The sequence below is a fragment of the Aliamphritea ceti genome, from assembly GCF_024347215.1.
In the GTDB taxonomy this organism is placed as follows: domain Bacteria; phylum Pseudomonadota; class Gammaproteobacteria; order Pseudomonadales; family Balneatricaceae; genus Amphritea; species Amphritea ceti.
In genome coordinates this window covers 1,926,712-1,948,554 of sequence record NZ_AP025282.1, presented here as the reverse complement: position 1 = coordinate 1,948,554, position 21,843 = coordinate 1,926,712, and the positions used below count along the sequence as shown (strand labels likewise).

The following is a 21,843-nucleotide window of genomic DNA, read 5'->3' as shown; positions in this document are numbered from 1 at the left end:
TCTCATAAATTTGAAAAGCCAATCTAATCAACAGGCCAAAACATATAATGCAATTACGCATGAACTTCACTTCATACGCCAGCACAGCCAACATTGGCTTAGCATCAATCGCTTTCATTTTCCTGATATGCAGCTTGTATTTCCAACAAAACATTGGTGGTGAAGGCCTGTTTCTTCCATATAACACCGCTATATGGACGGGCACGGCCTTAACTATCACCCTGGGAATTATAACTGCACTGAAACATGGAAAATTTGCTTTCAGCCGTTACTGGCCAGGCCTGCTTGCTTTCCCGTTATGCGTAATTGTCAGCGGCTATATCGCAGAAACACTAACACCTATTGAATGGCTGTTTCGCCAACTATATATCATTGCTGGTATTGCATTTCTTTTCGCTTTATTCCAGTTTCGCTGGAAAAATAAAGACCTAGATAAACTTCTGTACACATTACTGATAGCTGGCTTTATCCAGGCAATTTACGGAGCTGCACAGCTACTTTGGCAGGGAACGATAACCAGCTTTCTTGCCCCCAGCATATCTAATCAAGGCTATGGTATATTCCAACAAATAAACCTTCAGGCAAGTTTCCAGGCAACTATGCTGCTTATTTGTCTGTATCTGATGTCACGTCCCAGTTTTAATTTTTTATCCAATCTTCAGAAATCCCTGCTATTTATTAGCCTGTTTAGCAGCAGTTATATGATTGCTACTGCTGGATCAAGAGTTGGAGTTTTGAGTGCTTTAATTGGCATAGTACTCATTACAATTGGGCGTTGTAATCATATAAAGCAACGTAAACTAACCTTTATATTCGCCGCTATAGTCATAGTAATAGCTGCATATCAGGGCAAAACCGGGCTGCTTACTTCTTATAGTAAACTCTCTGATCTGACTGGAGATGTCGTAGCGATACAAGGCTCGGCAAGCAGAAAAAACATCTACGCAACTACCTATGAACTAACCAAACAAAGCCCTTGGGTCGGCCACGGCATCGGCAGCTTCCAAAATACCTGGCAGACCGAAAAAATTGATTTTCTACAACAAAACCCTGATGCAATATTTCCATCTGACAGACTAAGTCACCCGCATAATGAAATTTTATTCTGGGCAGCAGAAGGTGGCTTGGTAGCTTTAACAGGCATATTAATCGCCACTCTAACCATTTTAGCCGCAGCTTTTAATTGCGGCTGGCGACGAGGCCTTACTTACCTCGCTTTACTGTTTCCTATAGGCTTACACTGCCAGGTAGAGTTACCTTTCTATATATCCAGCTTGCACTGGATACTCTTTCTGACATTGTTTTTTCTGATCCTGCAGCACTCTCGCAAACAGGTAAACATCCAGTTAAGCCATGCGGCAACGATCAGCCTACAAACAGTAAGTCTAATTATTCTGCTCGGTACAGCCAGCTTCATGCTTCAGGCAAACAAAGCAAATACAGCTATCGTAAACTTCCTTAACAGCAGAATGTCACAACCAGCCCTGCTACAGCCAGCACTTGAAAATACATATTTTAATGAAACGGCTGAGCTGTATTTGATGCGAACACTTATGCTACGTAGCCTTAAAAGCCAAAATTATGATTTTCTGCCCGAATTTATCAGCTGGGCAGAAGCATTCTTACAAAAAAGGCCTGTTCCACAGCTTTATATTGATCTGAGCCAGGCGTATATAGCATTAGGAAATGATCATAAAGCAGATCAAGCTTTTACACTTGTAAAGAAAATGTACCCAGGTAACGCAGCTGTTGTATCAGCTATCAGTTTTTTCAAGCAACAAGCATCATCCCAGGCATTAACCACAGAAACACCAAATACAACAGCTCAAGAATAATCTGATAACTTAGTTAGCGTGCCAAACTTTGATCAGGCGCGCTAAACCTGCTGCTGGCACATCCATTTCAAGCTCAGCTAAATACCCTGGTAATAAAGGCTCAGGGCTTTTTACATTACCTTCTGTTAATAAACAGCTCAGATAACCGATTAAAGGCTGATGCGTAACCAACATAATCCTGTCAATATCGCTCTCAACAGAAAGCTTAGCAAGCCAGTCGACCACACTCTGCGGAGAAGACTCAGGCACCAGCAAATCACTGGCAGTAAAATTCAGGTCAGGTTGAACAGCATTGAGCCTTTCTGCTGTCTGGCAAGTACGTAAATACGGACTATGGTACACCTGACTCACCTGCTGAGCATGAGTAAATGCCAGTAACATTTCGTCTAACTCACGCTTACCTTTTTCGGTTAAAGGCCTGAGACGATCTGAAACAGCGTTATAACCTGCTTCACCATGACGCAAAAGAAAGATACGCATTACGGCATCCTGGGAAGCACAAACTCAACATCACTGCTTTGAGTATTAAGCATCATGTTACGGGCAACCTCAGCAATTGGAGCTCCGTTAAAAACCACCTCATAAAGCCCCTGAACCAGAGGCATATATACACTCAGTTCATCACTCTTCTCTTTAACATACCGCAGCGTATTAACACCTTCAGCAACCTCACCTAAGGCTGCCACAGCCTCAGCAAGAGTCTTGCCTTCACCTAACGCATAACCAACCCGATAATTACGACTAAGTGAAGATGAACAGGTAACAATTAAATCGCCCACGCCAGCTAGTCCAAGAAAAGTCATCGGATTAGCTCCCATCTGAACAGCAAAGCGACTCATTTCAGCCAGGCTTCTGGTCATCAACATACTCTTGGTATTTTCACCCATGCCCATTGCAGCACTTAGTCCGGAAGCAATAGCATAAATATTCTTAAGCGTACCTCCTAACTCAACACCATATGTATCTGAACTTGCATAAACACGAAAATGCGCACAGTGCAGAATTTCCTGAACATGTTGTCGCAAGACGTCATTTTCACTCGCTATAACCGTCGCCGTCAGATGCTTCTGAACCACTTCTTTGGCAAGATTTGGTCCGCTTAATACACCGATAGCCTGAGCAGGTAGCTCTTCAGCCAAAATCTGACTCATCAGACTAAAATGATCCGCTTCAATACCTTTAGTTGTACTCACCAACTGATGACTGGACGTAATAAAAGGCTTTGCCTGTCGAACGACACTACGAAATGACTGGCTGGGTATTGATACAAATACCAATTCGACATCAGCCAGTACATACTCAATATCAGTACTGGCCGTAATACCATCAGCCAACGTATAGCCTGGTAAGTAGCGCTGATTAGTCCGTGACTGATTTAACTCAGAAACACGCTCTTCATTACGCATCCATTGTTTTACAGGAACGCCCTTACTGGCAACCAGATCAGCTATAACAGTACCGAAACTTCCGCCGCCCAATACTGCAACAGCCTTTTTATTTTGCATATACAACTTTCCCAACATGAACAGACATCTTCCCGAAAAATAAAATCACTAACGTCAGATACCCGCTAACAAAACCACAACAAAAGTAATTACTGAAGAATACCATTTACGCACTGAAAACTAATAATGCTGAAACCAATAAAAATAATATCAGAGGAAACTGCTCGTATCTGTTCCGGCTAAGCATAATTTCCTCTGAATTATTCGCCCTCGCATCCCTCCAAACCTTTATATTGAGTGGAAGGCTGCTCTCTAGTAAATATAAACAGCGCCTGCGGCAGCAGCACTGCCATCAGTTTGATTACCATTAACTCCAGTACTGGAACTTTCTTCGCTTGTAGCACCTACAGCCATGACATCACCATCTTCACTCATGGCGACCGCATAACCAAATGCATCACCAGCACCGGTATTACTCGCTTTAACATACGCCCTCTGCGACCAACCAGCTCCTATACGGCTAAAAACATATACTGCACCAGCATCACCTGCACGATTATCGTTGGAATCTCCATCTATGCCTATGGCATTACTGTCTTCTCCAACCGCCCCGACAGCCAAAATATCACCAGCACTATTTAATGCAACGGAAGAACCAAACTCATCTGTACTCACATTATTAGGCTTAACATAAGCATCCTGAGACCAGTTTATTCCCGTACGACTGAATACATACACCGCACCGGCATTAGTATCTTCGAATTTAGCACCCACGGCTAAAACAGCGCCATCACCGCTTAACGCTACAGAATAACCAAACTGGTCGTTAATACCGCTATTGCCTGCTTTGAGGTAAGCCTGCTGTGACCAGACACCAGCACTATTGATAAATACATACACCGCACCTGATTCAACAGCACTATTATCAGCCTGATTGCCCTGGATACCTGTAGCACTACTATCTTCATCAATCGCACCTACAGCCAAAGTAGTTCCTTCCTCACTTAAATCCAGAGAATAGCCAAACTTATCACCAAACTGTGTGTTACTGGCCTTTATATATGTCTCTTGAGCCCAATTAGATCCCGTCCGCTCAAAGATATAGACGGCTCCGGCATCATAAAAGTAAGAATCATCATTCTGATTGCCATCAATACCGGTAGCGTTACTGTCTTCACCCATAGCACCTACGGCTAACAAATCCCCACTCCCGCTCAAAGCTAAAGCAGAACTAAACCTGTCATCGTCTGTAGTATTACTAGGCTTTAGGTAAGCTTCCTGAGACCAGTCGGAACCTGTACGACTGAAAACATAAACGGCTCCGGCACTGTCTGCAGAATTATCTGAGCCATCGCCTCCTACTCCGGTTGCATTACTATCTTCAGCAATTGCACCAACAGCCAGAGTATTTCCCTCGTAATTTAAAGATAATGAATAACCAAACAAATCTCCGGCATCAGTATTGCTGGACTTAACATAAGCCTGCTGTACCCAATTGCTGGTTTCATCTATACGCGCATACACATACACAGCACCTGCCTGGTTACTTGCATCATCAGCCTGAGCAGAGTTGATCCCAGTACTGTTGCTACTTTCACCTGTGGCGCTTACAGCCAGAATATTGCCATTTCCACTTAATACAACAGCAGAACCATACTGATCGTTAATCCCAGTATTGCTCGCTTTAAAATAACCAACACTGCTCACTAAGTTATCTGAGACGCTGATCGGAGACGAGTCAACACAACCACCTATGTTGCAACTCTGCAGTATGTACTGAGCATTTAAACGCAGGTAAAGCGGAACTGTGAGTGTGACTGTATTGATACCCTGTGTAATATCACTGCCCACCTGAGTAAACCCTGATAGACCATCCGGATTTTCCAGTAACCGATAAAAAGATGCATCAGAAACATCATTCCAGTCAAACATAAAGCCTTTAACAGGAACAAATGCCAGACTTGGTACTGCGGGAACTGAAGGTGTTAATTCAGTAAAAGTAACATTGAGATTACAACTTTCTGTTACTGCTGCTGTTGTAAAAACATTACCTGAAAGGTTGCCACTGCAACCGGAAACAGTATCGATGATGTAACCGATATCAGAGCTGATTATGAAATTGAATATTTCATTTTGTTGTACCAAAACAGAGTTAGGACTTATGCTGCCATTACTACCGGCACTGGCAGATATAGAATAACTATTGTTATTACCGCTACTGCCACTACTGCCACTACTGCCACTACTGCCACTACTGCCACTACTGCCACTACTGCCACTACTGCCACTACTGCCACTACTGCCACTACTGCCACTACTGCCACTACTGCCACTACTGCCACTACTGTTGACAGTATTATTGTCATCATCATAAAGACAACCCGATAAAGCAAAAACAAATATGACAGTTAGTAGATAATCCCTAATACACCTAAGTTTATTAAACATGGTCATTTCCTTATAACTCATGAATTGATGTGATTTATTACTATTCCCTCAACGTTAGAATAACCGCTAAATTTGATCTGATAAAAAAAAAGCCCCCATACTGGGGGCTAATAAAACACTAATCGGTCGCTAAACAAGCTTCTTCAGCCTAATGATCTGAAGGTTTATCCAGCGAATCCAATAATCGATTAATTCCTGAAAACAACAACTTAACCACACAAAAACCAACCAGCGCTAACACCAGAAAAGCAAGCAATTGCAAGGCATCGCCCGTACGCTGATAACCAAACAAAGCAATTGCGACAAAAAAAATTCCCACCAGATAACTCAGCCAATTAGCAAGTCTGGCAGTGTTATGCCTGTCTTCAGTCATTCTGAACCTACAAAGATTTAAGCAAATGAGGGTCAGGATAAATACATTCCATCTTAACACCTGCTTCAGCTTCAATATCAGGAATAAGGAAAGCATCATCCTCACTTGCAAAACTGATAGACGTGCCTGTAGAGCCCGCCCGCCCGGTTCTGCCTATACGGTGAACATAATCGTCCGGATCTTCTGGCAAAGCATAATTTATAACGTGACTCACACCGTCTACATGAATACCCCGACCCGCGACATCAGTAGCGACCAGAATATTAATTGCACCATTACGGAAGGCTTCCAACGTCTTCAAGCGTTTATGCTGAGGAATCTCACCGGAGAGTAGCGCGGCAGACAAGCCATCTTTTTGTAAGCGCTCAGCTAAACGACGGGTTTCATCACGGCGGTTACCGAATACGATTACCCGTTCGAGTTGATTTGCACGCATAAAATTACGCAACAAAGTGTACTTTTCCTGACGAGAAACCAGATATACCTGCTGATTAACAGAATCAGTACTTTTCTTTTCCGGCTCAATCTCGATAACTTCCGCATCAACCGTCCACTGCTTAGCAAGATTCATAATATCGTCAGTAAAAGTCGCACTGTACAATAACGTCTGACGATCTCCCTTACGCGGCGTATGACGAATAATGGTACGTACATCCGGGATAAAACCCATACTCAGCATACGATCGGCTTCATCCAGCACCATGACTTCAACATCCCCCAAGTCAACATCAGACCTGCGAACAAAATCAATCAGACGACCCGGCGTAGCCACTAATATATCGACTGGACGTGCTGCAAGCTGCTTACGTTGCTTGTCATAATCCATACCACCAACCAGCGATACTACGCTTAAACCACAATACTTTGACAGTTCTTCAGCGTCAGATGCAATCTGCAGAGTTAGCTCACGGGTAGGTGCAATAATTAACGCCCGGGGCACACCAAGGGCACGTTTATGCTCAATTGGGAAATCGATCAAATCAGTAATCATACTGATAAGAAAAGCCGCAGTTTTGCCCGTTCCTGTCTGCGCTTTACCAATCATATCTTTACCGGCAAGCGATTGTTTTAGAGTTGCCGCCTGAATTGCAGAGCAATATTTAAACTCGAGATCGGCAATGGCATGCATTACATCATCAGGTAGATTAAAGTCATGAAAACGCTGTTTCCCTTCTTCAGGTTCAACCTGAAACTGATCAATAGACCATAAAACTTCAGGCTTAGCCTTAGGCGCAGCAGATTTACGCGATTTTGACGGTTTATTAGCCTTTGGCTTTACATTGTCATTCGTATTATCTTTCTTCGCTACTTTAGCTTCAGCAGACGAACTTTGAGGCTCGGCTGACTTAGGCGACTGATTCGCCCGTCGAAACAAATTTTTAATCAAGTTATTACCTATGCATTAAAACTGCTATGACTCACGGTTAATCCTTTGCTGCATACTCTTCACTGGCTCATTTCCACTTAAGAAGCGCACACCTTACAAAGACCGGAGCTCTTTCAAATAGCTATGCTGGTCCTAGGAATCCAGCATCAGCCAATATTGCGTCGAAAAGGCGGCAATGCATCTAATAATTGCCGCCCATAACGCCGACTTACTACTCGTCGGTCCAGTAAAACAATTCTGCCAGTATCCTGCTCAGTCCGTAATAAACGCCCGGCCGCCTGTGTCAGGCGTACTGAAGCCATCGGTACTGACCATTCCATAAAGGGATTACCACCTTTATTTTCAATCCACTCAGCCATTGTCGCATCTACCGGGTCATCTGGCACACTAAATGGTAATTTAGTAATAATAACTTCTGTTAAATACTTGCCCGGCAAATCAACACCTTCAGTAAAAGAGGCTAATCCGAAGATTATGCTACCTTCTCCTTCATCGATCCGGCTACGGTGACGCTTGAGTATCTCATTTTTGCTGTAATCACCTTGTGATAGCACACTATTGTTGAGCTTTTCATCAAGTGAGGCAAGCACTGCACGCATTTGACGCCAGGAAGTACACAACACTAATGTCGCGGCTTTACTGTCAAGCTCAGCATTGAGGAACTCAATGACAGCCTCAGTATGCGCATCAGGGTTACTCGCATCCGCTGACATAGGCGGAATATATAGTTCAGCAGCATTATAATGATCAAAAGGACTTAACAAACTGTGACTTGGCGTATCCGCAGGCAACCCAAGATCATCAAGCACTCTGTCAAAGCGTCCCAGTGCAGTTAACGTCGCAGAGGTAACCACCGCGGCAAAGCAATTTTGCCATAAATGCTGCTGGAGCATATTTGCAGCAGAAACAGGTGCGCTGTGAAACTCGTAGTCCTGACCTATCCCGGATTCAACTAAATTAACCCAGCGTGCTGTCGGGCTTTCTTTTAAATCTTCCGCACGGAAAAAGCTTTTTGACAGCCCTGCAATGGACTGAAACCTCGAAACCATAAGACCAAGCCGCGGATACCACTGCTCTGCCATTTGCTTGTCAATATCGCCTACTTCACCATCCAGAGCTTCTCTGAACAAATCCAGTAACATTTCATGCCTGGTTAATAAGCGAGCAGCTAAATGCTCGGCATCTTTAAATATCTGACGGAACTCTTCAGGTACATGGCCGCCTGCAAACCGGTATCGATCCAATATACGGCCATTATCCGTATTAACCATTAACGGTTTAACCAGCTCATTAATCTGCTCAAGAAGAATCTTTAAATCTTCACCGGGTCGCAGTGTCTGCTCTACATACTGTGACATCAATCCGGGATGCCCCAACTGATCGAGCATCTGAGCATGTTGCTTAGGCAATGTATTAAGCCATCGGGACGACGACTTTATACGCAAACTGTAAGCAAAGTGATTACTGGCCTTCGGTGCCAGATGGTGGCCTTCATCAAAAATATAAATAGCCTCACCAGGCTCAGGCAAAATAGCACCACCGCCCAGTGACAAATCAGCCAAAACAATATCATGATTGGCAATAACACATTCAACCTGATCAAGATCCCGGCGGGCCTTAAAAAAGCTACACGCACTAAAATTACTGCAACGCCGGTTCGTACATTGCAAATGATCGCTGGTCAGAGGCCCCCAGCGAGAATCTTCAACCTCTTCCGTCAGATTGTCACGGTCACCGTCCCAGCGTCCTGACGCATATTCATTCAACAAATGCTTATAAAAGGTTTCGGTTTCGGCATCAAGCCGCATGGCCTGCTCGTCTTCATATAATGCAATCTGACCAGTAGAGCTGCTTGAATCAAGATGCTGTTCGACCTTATTGATACAAAGATACCGCCCGCGGCCTTTAGCAAGCGTAAAGCTCATTGGCAATTCAGTATGCTCAAGCACATCTGGCAAATCTTTATGTAACAGCTGTTCCTGCAAGGCAACCGTTGCCGTAGAAAGAATAATTTTCTTTTTAAGAGCTTTAGCAACCGGGATCGCAGCTAGCAAATAACCAATTGTTTTGCCTGTACCGGTTCCTGCCTCAACAACACATACATGGTTTTCACCCAGACGCTGTGCTTTATCATCCACGGGAATATTGCCAATTACTTTGGCAACTTCAGCAATCATTCGTTTCTGGCTGGAACGCGCTTTTAAACCACGGCTAGTCAAAAACTTGCTGTAAGCAGTCTGAATTTGTTTTTTTAGGTCGTCGGTCAGCACTTAAAGAAACCCGTCTGTAGTAGTGGCGGCCATTCTATCAATAACACTGGATATATAAACATAAAAAATGTTTACAAAAGCAAAATACTGTATATAGTTACAGCTACTGGATAAAAACACAGAGATCATCATGAAACTTACACAACGACAAACCGATGTTCTTGATTGTATAAAGCACTGCATTGCAACCACAGGCTACCCGCCTACCCGTGCTGACATCGCTCGCGAGCTGGGCTTTAAGTCAGCCAATGCAGCAGAGGAGCACCTTAAAGCGCTGGCACGTAAAGGCGCAATTGAAATGATACCCGGCACCTCACGTGGTATTCGCATACCTGAGTTGGAAAAAGAAGAATCAGGTTTACCTGTTGTTGGTCAGGTTGCTGCTGGTAACCCAATCCTGGCTCAGCAGCATGTAGAAGAGCGCTGCACGATTGCTGCCGACTTCTTTCACCCTCCGGCTGATTACCTGTTACGGGTACGTGGCACAAGCATGAAAAATGTTGGCATCATGGACGGAGACTTACTGGCCGTTCATCAGTGCAAACAAGCCAAAAATGGCGAAATAGTTGTAGCGCGTATTGAAGATGACGTCACTGTTAAACGTTTTAAAAAAGACGGCAACTTAGTTTATCTGATTGCAGAGAACGAAGAGTTCGAACCTATTGTGATCAACCTGGAAGAACAGGAATTATCTATTGAAGGCCTAGGTGTAGGCGTGATTAGAAGAGGATAACGACATGATGCAGGCAGAACTGGTAACCCAATCTCATCAGAACGCGAATATTCCCCTTATTCGCCCTTCTGAAAACGTGTTAACGGCAAAGGCAGAACAACCTATGCCGGCGCTGGCTGGTAAAATTACTGAAATTGTTATGCATAACAACGATTTTGATCAGTTAACCATGTTACTACCCCTGCTTGCTCAACTTAGTCGTGATGACCGCTGGTTTGCATGGATTGCACCGCCAAGCAGCCTGCCTAAAGCGCTGTTGACAGCAGCAGGTATCGACCTGAATAAGATAATGCTACTGCAACCTGACGCGAGTCACAGCACCTATGACCTTGCTCACCAGGCTTTAAAAGCCGGTACATGCCACGCTGTTATCACCTGGCCTGGTATGTTGAGTAACGAACAACTGTCCGGCCTGGAAAACGCAGCTGAGCGCGGCGCTAGCCACGGCATTGTTATTCGTGACCGAATGGCTGCATAAAGCGCCCTCTGATTATAAAAAAGCGCCTGATGGCGCTTTTTTTAATTCTATATTTTCATTAATGCAAAACCGGTGGCTTTTCATCTTCCACCTTTTGTAGCGCCTCTGCTTCCGCAGTTTTATTTTGCATCTCAGCAGCCATATGAATGCCAGCACTTAACATAACTTTAGCCACATCCAGATGCTGATCCTGTAAACGCTTCTTCATGTCATCAGAAAAACTCACCTTCATTACAGGCACATCATCAGATTCCATCTCTCGCAGCACTATCTCGCCGCTTTCAAGCTCAACAATTTCAAGAAACAACTCAGCCATCTAAATAACTCTGTAAATTTAAAAAAGAAACTACCATTCCTGAGACATCGTACGTAATCGCTGTACTGTCGAAGCCAAAGACTGATGCCAAAACCTTAACTCAGATAGCTTATCATCATTTTCGGAAAGCATAGTCACGCTAATCTCGGAATGCTGAACAGCGCCAGATGAGCCAACATCAGCTCCTGCTACTCCAAGCTGTTTATATGCAGCTTGCAGGCCTGCTAACCAGGAAACACTTTCACTCTCACCCGTCCCTTCAAGCAAAGCTAACTCCTTAAGCTCAGGCGATACTGAGCCGGTTTCACAATCACCAACCAACACGGAAGCACTCTGAGCCTCTGCCAAAACTAAGCCCCGATTATCGGTTTCTATTAGCTCAGACAAAAATGCCTGATATGCAAAGTTTAAGTGAAACACAACTGACTCATACTGCGCTTGCATTGCAGGCTCAGAATCTCCGTCAATAAGCGAAGCGTACTGCTGCAACTGCAACTTACTAAAAAAGATACGCTGATTAGTCAGACTTAATCCAGACAAAGACATACTGACACCTACTTAAGAAGGGATATAAACAAGCTACAAAATGGCCGCCAAAGACTCGACGACCATCCATCATAAGTGTAGACGCTTACTTCTTAGCTTTCGCTTTTGGCTTAGCTTTCGCTTTTGCGGCCTCAACAACCCAGCTATTACCCTGATAGAAAGCACGCCAACCTGTAGCCTTACCTTCAACCTCAGTCATTACATATTGCTCTTTAGTTTTACGACTGTAACGAACAATACTTGGATTACCTTCATCATCCTGTACAGGCGCACTGAATAAGAAACTGTATTTCGGATCAATTTCTTTTTGATGCGGCAACAGCTCACTGACCTTAGGTGCACGCGTCTCCCGTTTGCGCGGGAACTGACTGGCAGCCAGGAATAAACCTGATGCACCATCACGCAGTACATAAGTATCTTCAACCTTTTCACAAGCCAATTCTGGCATTGGTACAGGATCCATTTTAGGCGGCGCAGCTTCACCACTCTTCAGCAACTTGCGAGTATTCTTACAGCCTTCACTGGTACAGCCAAAGAACTTACCGAACCGGCCAGTCTTAAGCTGCATCTCTGAGCCACATTTATCGCAGTCAATAACAGGACCGTCATAACCTTTAATTTTGTAACTGCCCTGCTCAACTTCAAAGCCGCTGCAATCCGGATTGTTACCACAGATATGCAGTTTTCGCTGCTCATCAATCAGGTAGCTGTCCATTGCGGTATCACATATTTTACAGCGATGTTTATTAATCAGAATGCGGGATTCTTCTTCATCATCGCCATCAACACTGACCACTTCATCGCCATGGATAAGGTTCATCGTCGACTTACAGCGCTCTTTAGGCGGTAACGCATAGCCTGAACAACCCAGGAACACACCCGTTGTACCGGTACGGATCATCATCTCACGACCACAGGTCTGACATGGAATATCCGTCGCAGTTGGCGCATTAGGGCGCATGCCCCCTTCAGGGTTCTGAGCAATCTCCAAGCGGTTAACAAAACCGTTATAGAACTGATTCAGCAGTACTTTCCAATCGGCACCGCCACTGGCAATATCATCCAGCGCTTCTTCCATTCGGGCAGTAAAACCGTAGTCCATCAGGTCAGTAAAGTTTTCAACCAAACGCTCGGTAACAATGTCACCCATTTTTTGCGCGTAAAAACGACGGTTCTGAGACTCTACGTAGCCGCGATCCTGGATAGTCGAAATAATCGGTACATAAGTAGAAGGACGACCGATACCACGCTTCTCAAGCTCCTTAACTAACGAAGCTTCCGTATAACGCGGTGAAGGCTTGGTAAAATGCTGTTTAGGATCAATCTTCTCCAGCTTCAGCGTATCCCCTTTCTGAACATCCGGCAGAATCACATCTTCATCAGCCTTGGCCTTAGTCAGAACACGGGTATAACCGTCAAACCGCAGAATCCGGCCTTTGGTGGATAATTCAAACTCACCGGCAGTCACTGTAATACGGGTACTGGTATACAGTGCAGGCATCATCTGACAGGCAATAAACTGGCGACGAATCAACTCATACAAGCGTTCAGCGTCCCGCTCCATGCTTTTCAGAGAAGTTGCTTCCACAGTTACATCTGAAGGGCGAATCGCTTCGTGAGCCTCCTGAGCACCTTCCTTACTGCTATAACGGTTAGGCTGCTCAGGTAAATATTTTTCACCGTAACTGTCCTGAATGTAATCACGGCAATTTGCAACCGCTTCAGCACTCAGGTTGGTCGAATCGGTACGCATATAAGTGATGTAACCCGCCTCATACAGACGCTGAGCCATCATCATGGTTTTCTTAACACCAAAATTAAGACGCGTACTGGCAGCTTGCTGCAAAGTAGACGTAATAAAAGGGGCTGAAGGTTTACTGCTGGTAGGACGATCCTGACGCTGCGTGACTTCTAGCGGAGACTGATCAATCAGCGCTGTATACTTGTCGCTCTCAGCCTCACTGGCAGGCCTGTAGGCCTTATCCTGATATTTATTTACCTGTAACCGAAGCAATTCTTTTGCCCCGGAGCTGGCATCAAGATGCATTTCCCAAAACTCTTCAGGAATAAAGCTGCGAATCTCACGCTCACGTTCAACAACAAGACGCACTACTACCGATTGCACTCGTCCTGCAGACAGTCCACGCGCTACTTTTTCCCAAAGCAGAGGTGACACCATATAACCCACTACACGATCGAGGAAGCGCCGTGCTTGCTGAGCATTAACCCGACTCATATCCAGTTCGCTTGGCTGCTTAAATGCTTCCTGGATAGATTTTTTAGTAATCTCGTTAAATACAACGCGGCGATACCGGTCGTTTTCACCACCAATAGCTTCCCGCAAATGCCATGCGATAGCCTCACCCTCTCTATCCAAATCGGTCGCGAGATAGATAGTGTCAGCATTTTTTGCCAGTCGCTTTAATTCATCAACAACTTTTTCTTTGCCTGGCAATATTTCATACTGCGCCAGCCAATCTTTCTCAGGATCTACCCCCATACGGGCAATCAACTGCGTTTTGGCTTTCTTTGCTTTATGTATCACCTTTTCTTCAGGCGATAACTTTCGGGTAAGCGCTGCCTGACGGGCACGCTCTTTTGGATCAGACTTAGACGCACTGGCTGAACCACTGGTAGGCAAATCACGTATATGTCCGACGCTGGACTTAACGACAAAATCGTTACCTAAATATTTGTTAATCGTCTTAGCTTTCGCCGGAGACTCCACAATAACGAGGGACTTACCCATATACAAAAATCCTTAGAGGATATAATCAGCAACTCAAATCAGCGTGCATATATAATGGCTCAAACCTAAAGGGTCAAGTTTCTGATTAAAATTACAAGTTCAATTATTAAAATCTATTTCAACAGGGTATATGCCAGATCATGATTTGGCAGGTACAATAGCGACACTATCAACTCGCATATAATTACAACTACCTGAGAATATGCTGCAAGACAACCTGATAATTCTACTTACTGTTGCATCAATTGGCGTAATTGCCATTTGTATCAACCATTTTATCGCCTCACGTGAGCAACGCGAAGAAGCGCGCGTCAAGCGCCTCAGAGAGCTGCGCCGAAAATCTGAGCTAGCGTTAAACACTATCACCGTACTGCGTGAAGCTAGCTGTCGTAAAGAAATTATCGACAAACTAAGCGTATACGTCACGCATATGATTGAAGAAATTTCCCGCTTAGCGCCTGATTCAGATCTGCTGAATGAAATCAGCAATCTAAAAGACACCAACGATAACACTCAGGTTATGCCCGGTAATTTCAGCAGTGATAAGGCGCTCAAGCGAGCGCAGCTGTTTATAAATCACGCTGAGAAAGTTTTTGTCGAAATGGCAAAATTGCGCATGTTAACACCAACTCAAGTACGCCATTACCAGCACGACTTATACTGGCTGCATGTATGCGTATTTGCTGATGCGCATATTCAGCAAGGCAACGACTTCCTTGAACAGGAAGACCACCTGATTGCGCTTTCCCACTTCAAACACGCCAAAGCTATTATTACTAAAACCAGCGTGCCACAGAAAAAGAAAAAGGAACGCCTGGAAACCATAGATAAACTTATTACTATCGCCCGCAATCCACCGGAAACGACGAAGAATCCGGCTTAAAAAGCAGGCTAAACAATCAGTGCAAAACGCGGTACAGTTTCACCATCAATAGTGACAGTTTCCACGAACATCTCATATGGACGAACCCACAAAGACTTGTCGCCATAGCACTGACGATATACCACCAGATATTCTTCTGTTTCTGAATGGCGGGCAACCTCTAACACTTCATACTCTGCCCCTTTGTAATGACGGTATTTACCAGACTGCAACTCTACTGATTCAGACATTAAAACTTTTCCACGATTATTAACTTCATTGCATCTTGAATCTGATCAAGATCCTCTAGCACACCACGTTCATCCCAAAACACACCCAAATGCACCGGATCGGACTCTATCGCAACAACTCCTTCAGGCATACTGGCAATCAAAGCATGTAACTTCTCTAACTGAGAGTGAGATAATTTACGTTCACCTTCCCCCCAACACCAGCCTTCAGGTAAACCATCCATCGCTAAAGTGGTTTGCTTATATATCTGCCAATGGATAAAGCTGTCCCGTTCCTGACGGGAAATATTCGTCCGCGGTAAGCGATACACCGGCGAATTAAAACTTTCCTGCTCAACCTGACCAGTCGCCCGGGGTGGTTTAATTTGCGCGACCTGGACGTTAAAACCCTTTTGCATCGCCAACTGACGTAACTGTGCCTGAAAACGCTGACGCTTACTCGGCATGACCCACATCATAGAGCCCACCAGCGACATCATGACGAGAATAATTATCGCCCACTTCATTACTTATCTCCTACTTCAATCCTTTGGAAAAATTCACCTAGATATTTGACATCTATCATGTTTTGCAATATTTCTCTTATGCTATTCTGAGATACAGGAAACAACAGGGAACCAAAACATATGAGCATTTATAACCATATTCTGCTTGCTGTAGACCTGTCTGAAGCATCCCACCAGTTGGTGGAAAAAGTGCGCATTATTGCGCAAAGTTGCCAATCCGACCTGTCACTTATCCATGTGATAGAGCCACTGAGCTTTGCGTATGGAGGTGACGTTCCGATGGACCTCACCGCAATCCAGGAACAGCTGGATGAACATGCACAGGAAAAAATTCGTAAATTCAGCGCCGCGCTGGATTATCCAATCAAACATCAGCACATTGTCAGTGGCCATACAGAAAGCGAGATTCACCGTATAGCGGAAGAGACTAACTGTGACCTGATCGTCGTCGGCAGTCATGGCCGACAAGGCCTGGCTTTACTGTTAGGCTCCACTGCTAACGGCGTACTTCACGGCGCTAACTGTGACGTGCTTGCCATCCGGCTTGCTGAAGAGGAATAAAGCTACACTTTGCAGGGCTTGTTTTAGCCCTGCATTGCTTCAAGCTCGACCCAACGCTCCATCAACCGTTCCACTTCGGCTTCCTGCTGCTCCAGCTTATCCAGCGTTTTAGCCACTTCATCACGATCACCGCTATAAAAATCAGCCGCACTTGTAATGTCGTTAAGACGGGCCAGTTCGTTTTCAGCGGTTTCCAGCTCTGCCGGCAACAAATCCAGTTCGCGCTGTAATTTATAACTAAGCTTTTTCACTTTCTCTGCTGCTGGTTTAGCCACCGGAGCAGGCGCTGCCTCAGCTGCGGTACTCTTCGTCAGCAGAGATTGCTGCTTTGAAGGATCTGGTCTCTGACGTAACCAGTCCTGATAACCGCCAACATACTCCTGAATGCGTCCATTGCCTTCAAATACCAGTGTAGAAGTCACCACGTTATCGAGAAAAGCACGGTCATGGCTCACCAGCAACAAGGTACCACTGAAATCCATCAGAATTTCTTCCAGTAGCTCAAGAGTCTCTATATCCAGGTCATTGGTTGGCTCATCGAGCACCAGCAAGTTAGCCGGTTGTGAAAACAGCTTAGCCAGCATTACCCGGTTACACTCACCGCCCGACAATGCTTTAACCGGGGTTCGTGCCCGCTCAGGCGTAAACAGGAAGTCACCTAAATAGCTGATAATGTGACGAGATTTACCATTAATGGAAATACTTTCCCGGCCTTCCGAAATATTATCAATAATGGTTTGTTCCGGCTTTAACTGACCGCGCAGCTGATCGAAATATGCAACTTCAGTGTTTGATCCCTGACGAACATCACCGCTATCCGGCGTCAGCTCACCCAATAAAATTTTAAGCAGTGTACTTTTGCCTATACCGTTAGGACCAATCAAACCTATACGGTCACCACGTTGCATGCGTACAGAGAAATCTTTGACTACAGGCGCGCCTTTAAAGCTCTGACATACATCAGTCAATTCAACTACCAGCTTGCCAGAACGGTCTGCCTGCTCAAGGTTAAATTTAGCCTTACCCTGACGGTTGCGTCGCTCTGATCGCTCAACACGTAGTGCTTTCAATGCCCGCACACGACCTTCATTACGGGTACGTCGCGCTTTAATCCCCTGACGAATCCACTTCTCTTCCTCAGCCAGTCGCTTATCAAACAGCGCATTATGTCGCGCTTCTTCTTCAAGCAGTTTTTCTTTCTGCTCAAGATACGCTAGATAACTGCCGGGGAAAGACGTAAGCGTGCCACGGTCTAACTCGATAATCCGGGTTGCCAGTCGCTCCACCAAAGAACGGTCGTGAGAAATAAACAGCACCCCCCCCTTAAACTCGAGCAACTGCTTTTCAAGCCACTCAATCGTTTCAATATCAAGATGGTTGGTAGGCTCATCCAACAGTAATAGATCAGGAGACTGAACCAGCGCAGCACCAAGTGCTGCTCGGCGACGCCAGCCACCAGACAGCGAAGACATCAAAACATCACCATCCAGACCAAGGCGTTCAAGAATCTGCTCGATGCGCAATTCCAGCTGCCAGCCATCTACTTCTTCAATTTGATGTTGCAGCCGTGTCATCTCGTTCATCGCTGCTTCATCGAACTTTTCAGCCAGTTCGTGATACCGCAGCACCAACTGATACGCATTGCCTAAACCTTCTGCAACGACATCCCGTACTTTACGTTCATCAGCCGAGGGCAATGCCTGCGGTAATTCAGCAATTACGGCTCCCCCGTCCTGCCATAATTCACCATCATCTGTTGCCTGATGTCGGGCAATAACTTTCAGCAAAGTTGACTTACCGGCGCCATTAAGGCCGACTAATGCAACCCGCTCGCCTTTATCCAGCTGGAAATCCACCTGGTCGAGTAAATGTTTATCACCAAAGGCAACGGAAACCTTTTCTAGTCTGATCAGCGCCATTAATCGTTCACCTATATAAAATCAGGCGCCTATTCTACTGAAAAAAATAAATTAAACATCCCTGCTGAAGGATCATAAACTGCTATATTAGCGGCTTGAGAGAAAAGGACATCCAGTGAGCTATGACACGTCACTTGCAACTTACAATGGCTTCATAGACACTCGATACATCGTTACGTTATCGGTAGGGATTATTAACCATGCTGGCCAGGCAAAAGTTTTATCGCAACAAATTTTTCAGTGTTATTGGTCTGAGTTTCAGTCTGTTTTGCAGCCAGCTTAATGCTGCAAGCCTCGACCAACAGCGTCAGCTATATAAAGACGCCAAACAACATATCAAAGCCTCAGAGTTTAATAAGCTGGATAAGCTCAAGGCGCAGCTATCTGACTATCCTTTGCTGCCTTACATTGAGGCAAGCCAACTGAGCAAACAGCTCAGCAAAGTTAATCAGAAACAAATCAGCGCATTTGCCAAACAGTACCCAGATGTTCCTGTCACAACACAATTGCAGCAACGCTGGTTAAATCAGCTTATTCGTCAGAAACGCTGGGATGATTACCTACCAGCCTTAGCCAAATCAGGTATCAATGGTAGCGAAAAATACGAATGCTATCGACGCCACGCACTGATGAAAGAAGGCCATAAAGATAAAGCCATTGCCGGTATCAGCGCTTTCTGGAATATAGGTCACTCACGGCCGGATGCCTGTGACAGCAGCTTTGAATACTGGCAGAAAAAAAGTGGTGGCCCTTCTTCTGCGCTGGCCACATCCCGTTTCTGGAAAAGTGTTGCTGCCAAGCAAATGTCATTGGCAAAGTATCTGCGCCGCTATATTTCTGCCAAGCAGGATAAAGCAGTGACTGATCGTTTTTACAAAGTACAGGCTAACCCTGAGCTACTTACCAAAAAAGATTTTCTTAAAGAAGACACTGTAGCAACACGTGAAACCTATCTTTATGGCCTGACCCGACTCAGCCTTAAACAACCTGACGCAGCCGCCAAAACCTGGCTCAGAGTCCGGGATAACTTCAGCTTCAACGCAAAACGAAAACAAACACTGGATCGCAAACTCGCTTCCCGACTGGCTAGCAAAAAGCCTAAAGACGCACTCAAGCTGATAGAGCAACTGGGTAACAATCAGGACGAAGCGATTCAGAGCCGGTTGTTTCGTGCGGCGCTAATCAAAGAAGACTGGCAGGAAGTTTTCCGCTTAATAAGCAATATGCCTGCTGATATCCAGAAGGATGAACGCTGGGTATATTGGCGCACACTTGCCGCCAGCCACACTCAGGGACTGACTCCCGCAGCATCACAGGCATTCGTATCCCTCAGCAAAGAACGCAGCTATTACGGGCTTTTGGCTGCTGACATCCTCAATCAGTCATTCAGCCTTAACCCCATTAACCAAAAGCCAGATGGCAAAGCTCTCAACCAGCTGGCGGAAAGTCCGGCATTTAAGCGCATGTTCGAGCTGTATAAGCAAAACGAGCATTACTTAGCACGCCGTGAATGGAACCGAATTACCCAGGATGCGGATTCCAACACTTACTACACTGCCGCCACTTTGGCACATCAGTGGGGCTGGCATGACCAAGCGATCCGTGGAGCAGCAAAAGCAAGAGTATGGGATGCAATAGACATTCGCTTCCCTGCACCTTACACCAAAATTTTCGACAAAATGGCCGCTGAGCTCAAAATCGATACCAACTGGGCCCGTGCCGTTGCCCGCCAGGAAAGCGCTTATCAGGCTACCGTGCGCTCCAGCGCTGGTGCCCGCGGCCTGATGCAGCTAATGCCAAAAACAGCAAAACAGACTGCCAAAAAGTTTGAAGTAAAATATAAAGGCGTCGCTGACCTTAACAGACCTGTCATTAACATTAATCTTGGCAGCGCATATCTGGCGCAAATGCAAAAACGCTTTAAAGGTAATCAGATACTGGCTACCGCAGCTTATAACGCAGGCCCTCATCGAGTGGATCAGTGGCTAAAAGCTCGCGGACATCTGCCAATGGATATCTGGGTTGAAACAATTCCATTTCGTGAAACCAACAAGTACGTTCGCAACGTCATTGCTTATCATGCAATTTATGCAGCCATTGCCGGTGAGTCGAAGCACACAATGAAACAACCTGCTTTCCAACTGGCCTTACAAGATGCTGTTGGTGCAAAACAAAGCACTACCTTACGGAAACAAATTCAACAACAGCTCAGCACTAATTAAGTATATTCACTGATGCATACATTCGACCCGCATAACGCGGAACAGACATTGATCGATATAGGCGTGAACCTCAGCGACTCCAGCTTTAATAAAGACTGGCAGGAAGTCGCTGAGGAGGCATTTCAGGCAGGTATTTCACCTCTGATTCTCACAGGCACTAACATGCAGGAAAACCAGCAATGCCTGCAAATGAGCCAACAGAGCACAGTTCCGCTTTTTACAACCGCTGGTGTTCACCCTCATTCAGCCAGTGAATACAGCGCAGAAACCAGCCAGCAACTTCGGACGTTACTGGCTGAAGACTCTGTCGTTGCAGTTGGAGAAGCCGGATTAGACTTCAACCGCAATTTCTCAACACCTGATGAACAGGTTTACGCTTTCGAACAACAACTGGAACTGGCAGCAGAAACTGGCTTACCGCTATTTTTACATGAGCGTGATGCGCACCAAAAACAACTTGAAATGCTAAAAGCGTACCGGAGCAATATAACTGCTGCTGTTGCACATTGCTTTACTGGTACTCAACAGGAACTGTACAACTATCTGGATCTGGATTTACACATCGGCATTACCGGCTGGATTTGTGATGAGCGTCGCGGCAGCCATTTACACCCGTTACTGAAAGACATTCCTGAAAATCGTTTAATGCTGGAAACGGACGCCCCTTACCTGCTGCCAAGAGATATGCGGCCTAAACCGAAAAGTCGTCGTAATAAGCCACTTTATTTGCAACATATTCTGCAAGTAGTCGCTGAACTAATGAATAAGCCCGCAGAACAGGTCGCAAAAGAGAGCCGCACAACAACAATAGAATTCTTTAATCTGCAGAACCGGGTTTAAGTAACGCCGATTGAAATAGACAACACTTTCGACTCAAGCATTTTTTAATAAAACATTGCTATAAAACACGCCTGATCAGCCGGTTTTAGAACTGGCTATTCC

Annotated in this window: 19 protein-coding genes; 7 read left to right on the top strand and 12 right to left on the bottom strand. The window is 45.3% G+C overall.

What is annotated here, in order from left to right:
- Positions 1-47 precede the first annotated feature (47 nt).
- The gene (locus tag OCU49_RS08910; protein WP_336605374.1) at positions 48-1,835 is read left to right on the top strand and encodes a PglL family O-oligosaccharyltransferase; all 1,788 of its coding nucleotides are present in this window, start codon (positions 48-50) and stop codon (positions 1,833-1,835) included.
- 9 nt (positions 1,836-1,844) lie between these two features.
- Here the strand turns inward: OCU49_RS08910 and OCU49_RS08905 are convergent, their stop codons facing one another.
- The 6 genes from OCU49_RS08905 to dinG all read right to left on the bottom strand — a co-directional run bounded on the left by OCU49_RS08905 (position 1,845) and on the right by dinG (position 9,758).
- On the bottom strand, positions 1,845-2,315 hold the full coding sequence (locus tag OCU49_RS08905) for a SixA phosphatase family protein (RefSeq protein WP_261844625.1): 471 nt from the start codon (positions 2,313-2,315) through the stop codon (positions 1,845-1,847).
- Positions 2,315-3,340, bottom strand: a complete 1,026-nt coding sequence (locus OCU49_RS08900) for an NAD(P)H-dependent glycerol-3-phosphate dehydrogenase (RefSeq protein WP_261844624.1) — start codon at positions 3,338-3,340, stop codon at positions 2,315-2,317. The genes OCU49_RS08905 and OCU49_RS08900 overlap by 1 nt, the downstream gene beginning before the upstream one ends.
- Before the next feature lie 252 nt (positions 3,341-3,592).
- Positions 3,593-5,728, bottom strand: coding sequence for an FG-GAP repeat protein (locus OCU49_RS08895; protein ID WP_261844623.1), 2,136 nt, complete (start codon positions 5,726-5,728; stop codon positions 3,593-3,595).
- A 148-nt stretch (positions 5,729-5,876) separates the two neighbouring features.
- Entirely contained in the window at positions 5,877-6,101 is a 225-nt protein-coding gene (locus OCU49_RS08890) for a hypothetical protein (RefSeq protein ID WP_261844622.1), read from the bottom strand.
- Positions 6,102-6,108: 7 nt separating this feature from the next.
- A complete protein-coding gene (gene rhlB / locus OCU49_RS08885; protein WP_376787894.1) occupies positions 6,109-7,485 on the bottom strand; it encodes an ATP-dependent RNA helicase RhlB in 1,377 nt (458 codons plus the stop codon).
- Between the two features lie 149 nt (positions 7,486-7,634).
- On the bottom strand, positions 7,635-9,758 hold the full coding sequence (gene dinG, locus OCU49_RS08880; RefSeq protein ID WP_261844621.1) for an ATP-dependent DNA helicase DinG: 2,124 nt from the start codon (positions 9,756-9,758) through the stop codon (positions 7,635-7,637).
- Between the two features lie 130 nt (positions 9,759-9,888).
- On the opposite strand from dinG, the gene lexA reads away from it, so the two are divergent.
- Positions 9,889-10,491: a transcriptional repressor LexA gene (gene lexA / locus OCU49_RS08875; RefSeq protein WP_261844620.1), complete on the top strand. Its 603-nt coding sequence runs from the start codon at positions 9,889-9,891 to the stop codon at positions 10,489-10,491.
- 4 nt (positions 10,492-10,495) lie between these two features.
- Positions 10,496-10,969 carry a cell division inhibitor SulA gene (locus OCU49_RS08870; protein WP_261844619.1) on the top strand — a complete coding sequence of 158 codons (474 nt, stop codon included), beginning with the start codon at positions 10,496-10,498 and terminating at the stop codon, positions 10,967-10,969.
- A gap of 58 nt (positions 10,970-11,027) precedes the next feature.
- Here OCU49_RS08870 and OCU49_RS08865 read toward each other — a convergent pair whose 3' ends face one another.
- The 3 genes from OCU49_RS08865 to topA form a co-directional block, all read right to left on the bottom strand.
- Positions 11,028-11,285 carry a hypothetical protein gene (locus OCU49_RS08865; RefSeq protein ID WP_261844618.1) on the bottom strand — a complete coding sequence of 86 codons (258 nt, stop codon included), beginning with the start codon at positions 11,283-11,285 and terminating at the stop codon, positions 11,028-11,030.
- Positions 11,286-11,315: 30 nt separating this feature from the next.
- Positions 11,316-11,831, bottom strand: a complete 516-nt coding sequence (locus OCU49_RS08860; protein WP_261844617.1) for a DUF6586 family protein — start codon at positions 11,829-11,831, stop codon at positions 11,316-11,318.
- Positions 11,832-11,916: 85 nt separating this feature from the next.
- Complete coding sequence (gene topA, locus OCU49_RS08855) at positions 11,917-14,580, bottom strand: type I DNA topoisomerase (RefSeq protein WP_261844616.1); 2,664 nt, start codon at positions 14,578-14,580, stop codon at positions 11,917-11,919.
- Between the two features lie 202 nt (positions 14,581-14,782).
- Here topA and OCU49_RS08850 point away from each other — a divergent pair, with 202 nt between their 5' ends.
- Entirely contained in the window at positions 14,783-15,463 is a 681-nt protein-coding gene (locus tag OCU49_RS08850; protein WP_261844615.1) for a DNA topoisomerase I, read from the top strand.
- Positions 15,464-15,471: 8 nt separating this feature from the next.
- Here the strand turns inward: OCU49_RS08850 and OCU49_RS08845 are convergent, their stop codons facing one another.
- Positions 15,472-15,693, bottom strand: a complete 222-nt coding sequence (locus OCU49_RS08845) for a DUF1653 domain-containing protein (RefSeq protein ID WP_261844614.1) — start codon at positions 15,691-15,693, stop codon at positions 15,472-15,474.
- On the bottom strand, positions 15,693-16,199 hold the full coding sequence (locus tag OCU49_RS08840; RefSeq protein WP_261844613.1) for a hypothetical protein: 507 nt from the start codon (positions 16,197-16,199) through the stop codon (positions 15,693-15,695). Before OCU49_RS08840 ends, OCU49_RS08845 begins: the two co-directional genes overlap by 1 nt.
- Before the next feature lie 120 nt (positions 16,200-16,319).
- Between OCU49_RS08840 and OCU49_RS08835 the strand changes: the two genes are divergently transcribed.
- Positions 16,320-16,760: a universal stress protein gene (locus OCU49_RS08835; RefSeq protein ID WP_261844612.1), complete on the top strand. Its 441-nt coding sequence runs from the start codon at positions 16,320-16,322 to the stop codon at positions 16,758-16,760.
- A gap of 23 nt (positions 16,761-16,783) precedes the next feature.
- On the opposite strand, the gene OCU49_RS08830 is transcribed toward OCU49_RS08835, so the two are convergent.
- Complete coding sequence (locus OCU49_RS08830) at positions 16,784-18,679, bottom strand: ATP-binding cassette domain-containing protein (protein WP_261844611.1); 1,896 nt, start codon at positions 18,677-18,679, stop codon at positions 16,784-16,786.
- Between the two features lie 200 nt (positions 18,680-18,879).
- Here OCU49_RS08830 and OCU49_RS08825 point away from each other — a divergent pair, with 200 nt between their 5' ends.
- Together OCU49_RS08825 and OCU49_RS08820 are read left to right on the top strand one after the other, a co-directional pair.
- Positions 18,880-20,901, top strand: a complete 2,022-nt coding sequence (locus OCU49_RS08825; protein ID WP_261844610.1) for a transglycosylase SLT domain-containing protein — start codon at positions 18,880-18,882, stop codon at positions 20,899-20,901.
- 12 nt (positions 20,902-20,913) lie between these two features.
- Positions 20,914-21,741, top strand: coding sequence for a TatD family hydrolase (locus OCU49_RS08820; RefSeq protein ID WP_261844609.1), 828 nt, complete (start codon positions 20,914-20,916; stop codon positions 21,739-21,741).
- The last annotated feature ends 102 nt before the right edge of the window (positions 21,742-21,843 follow it).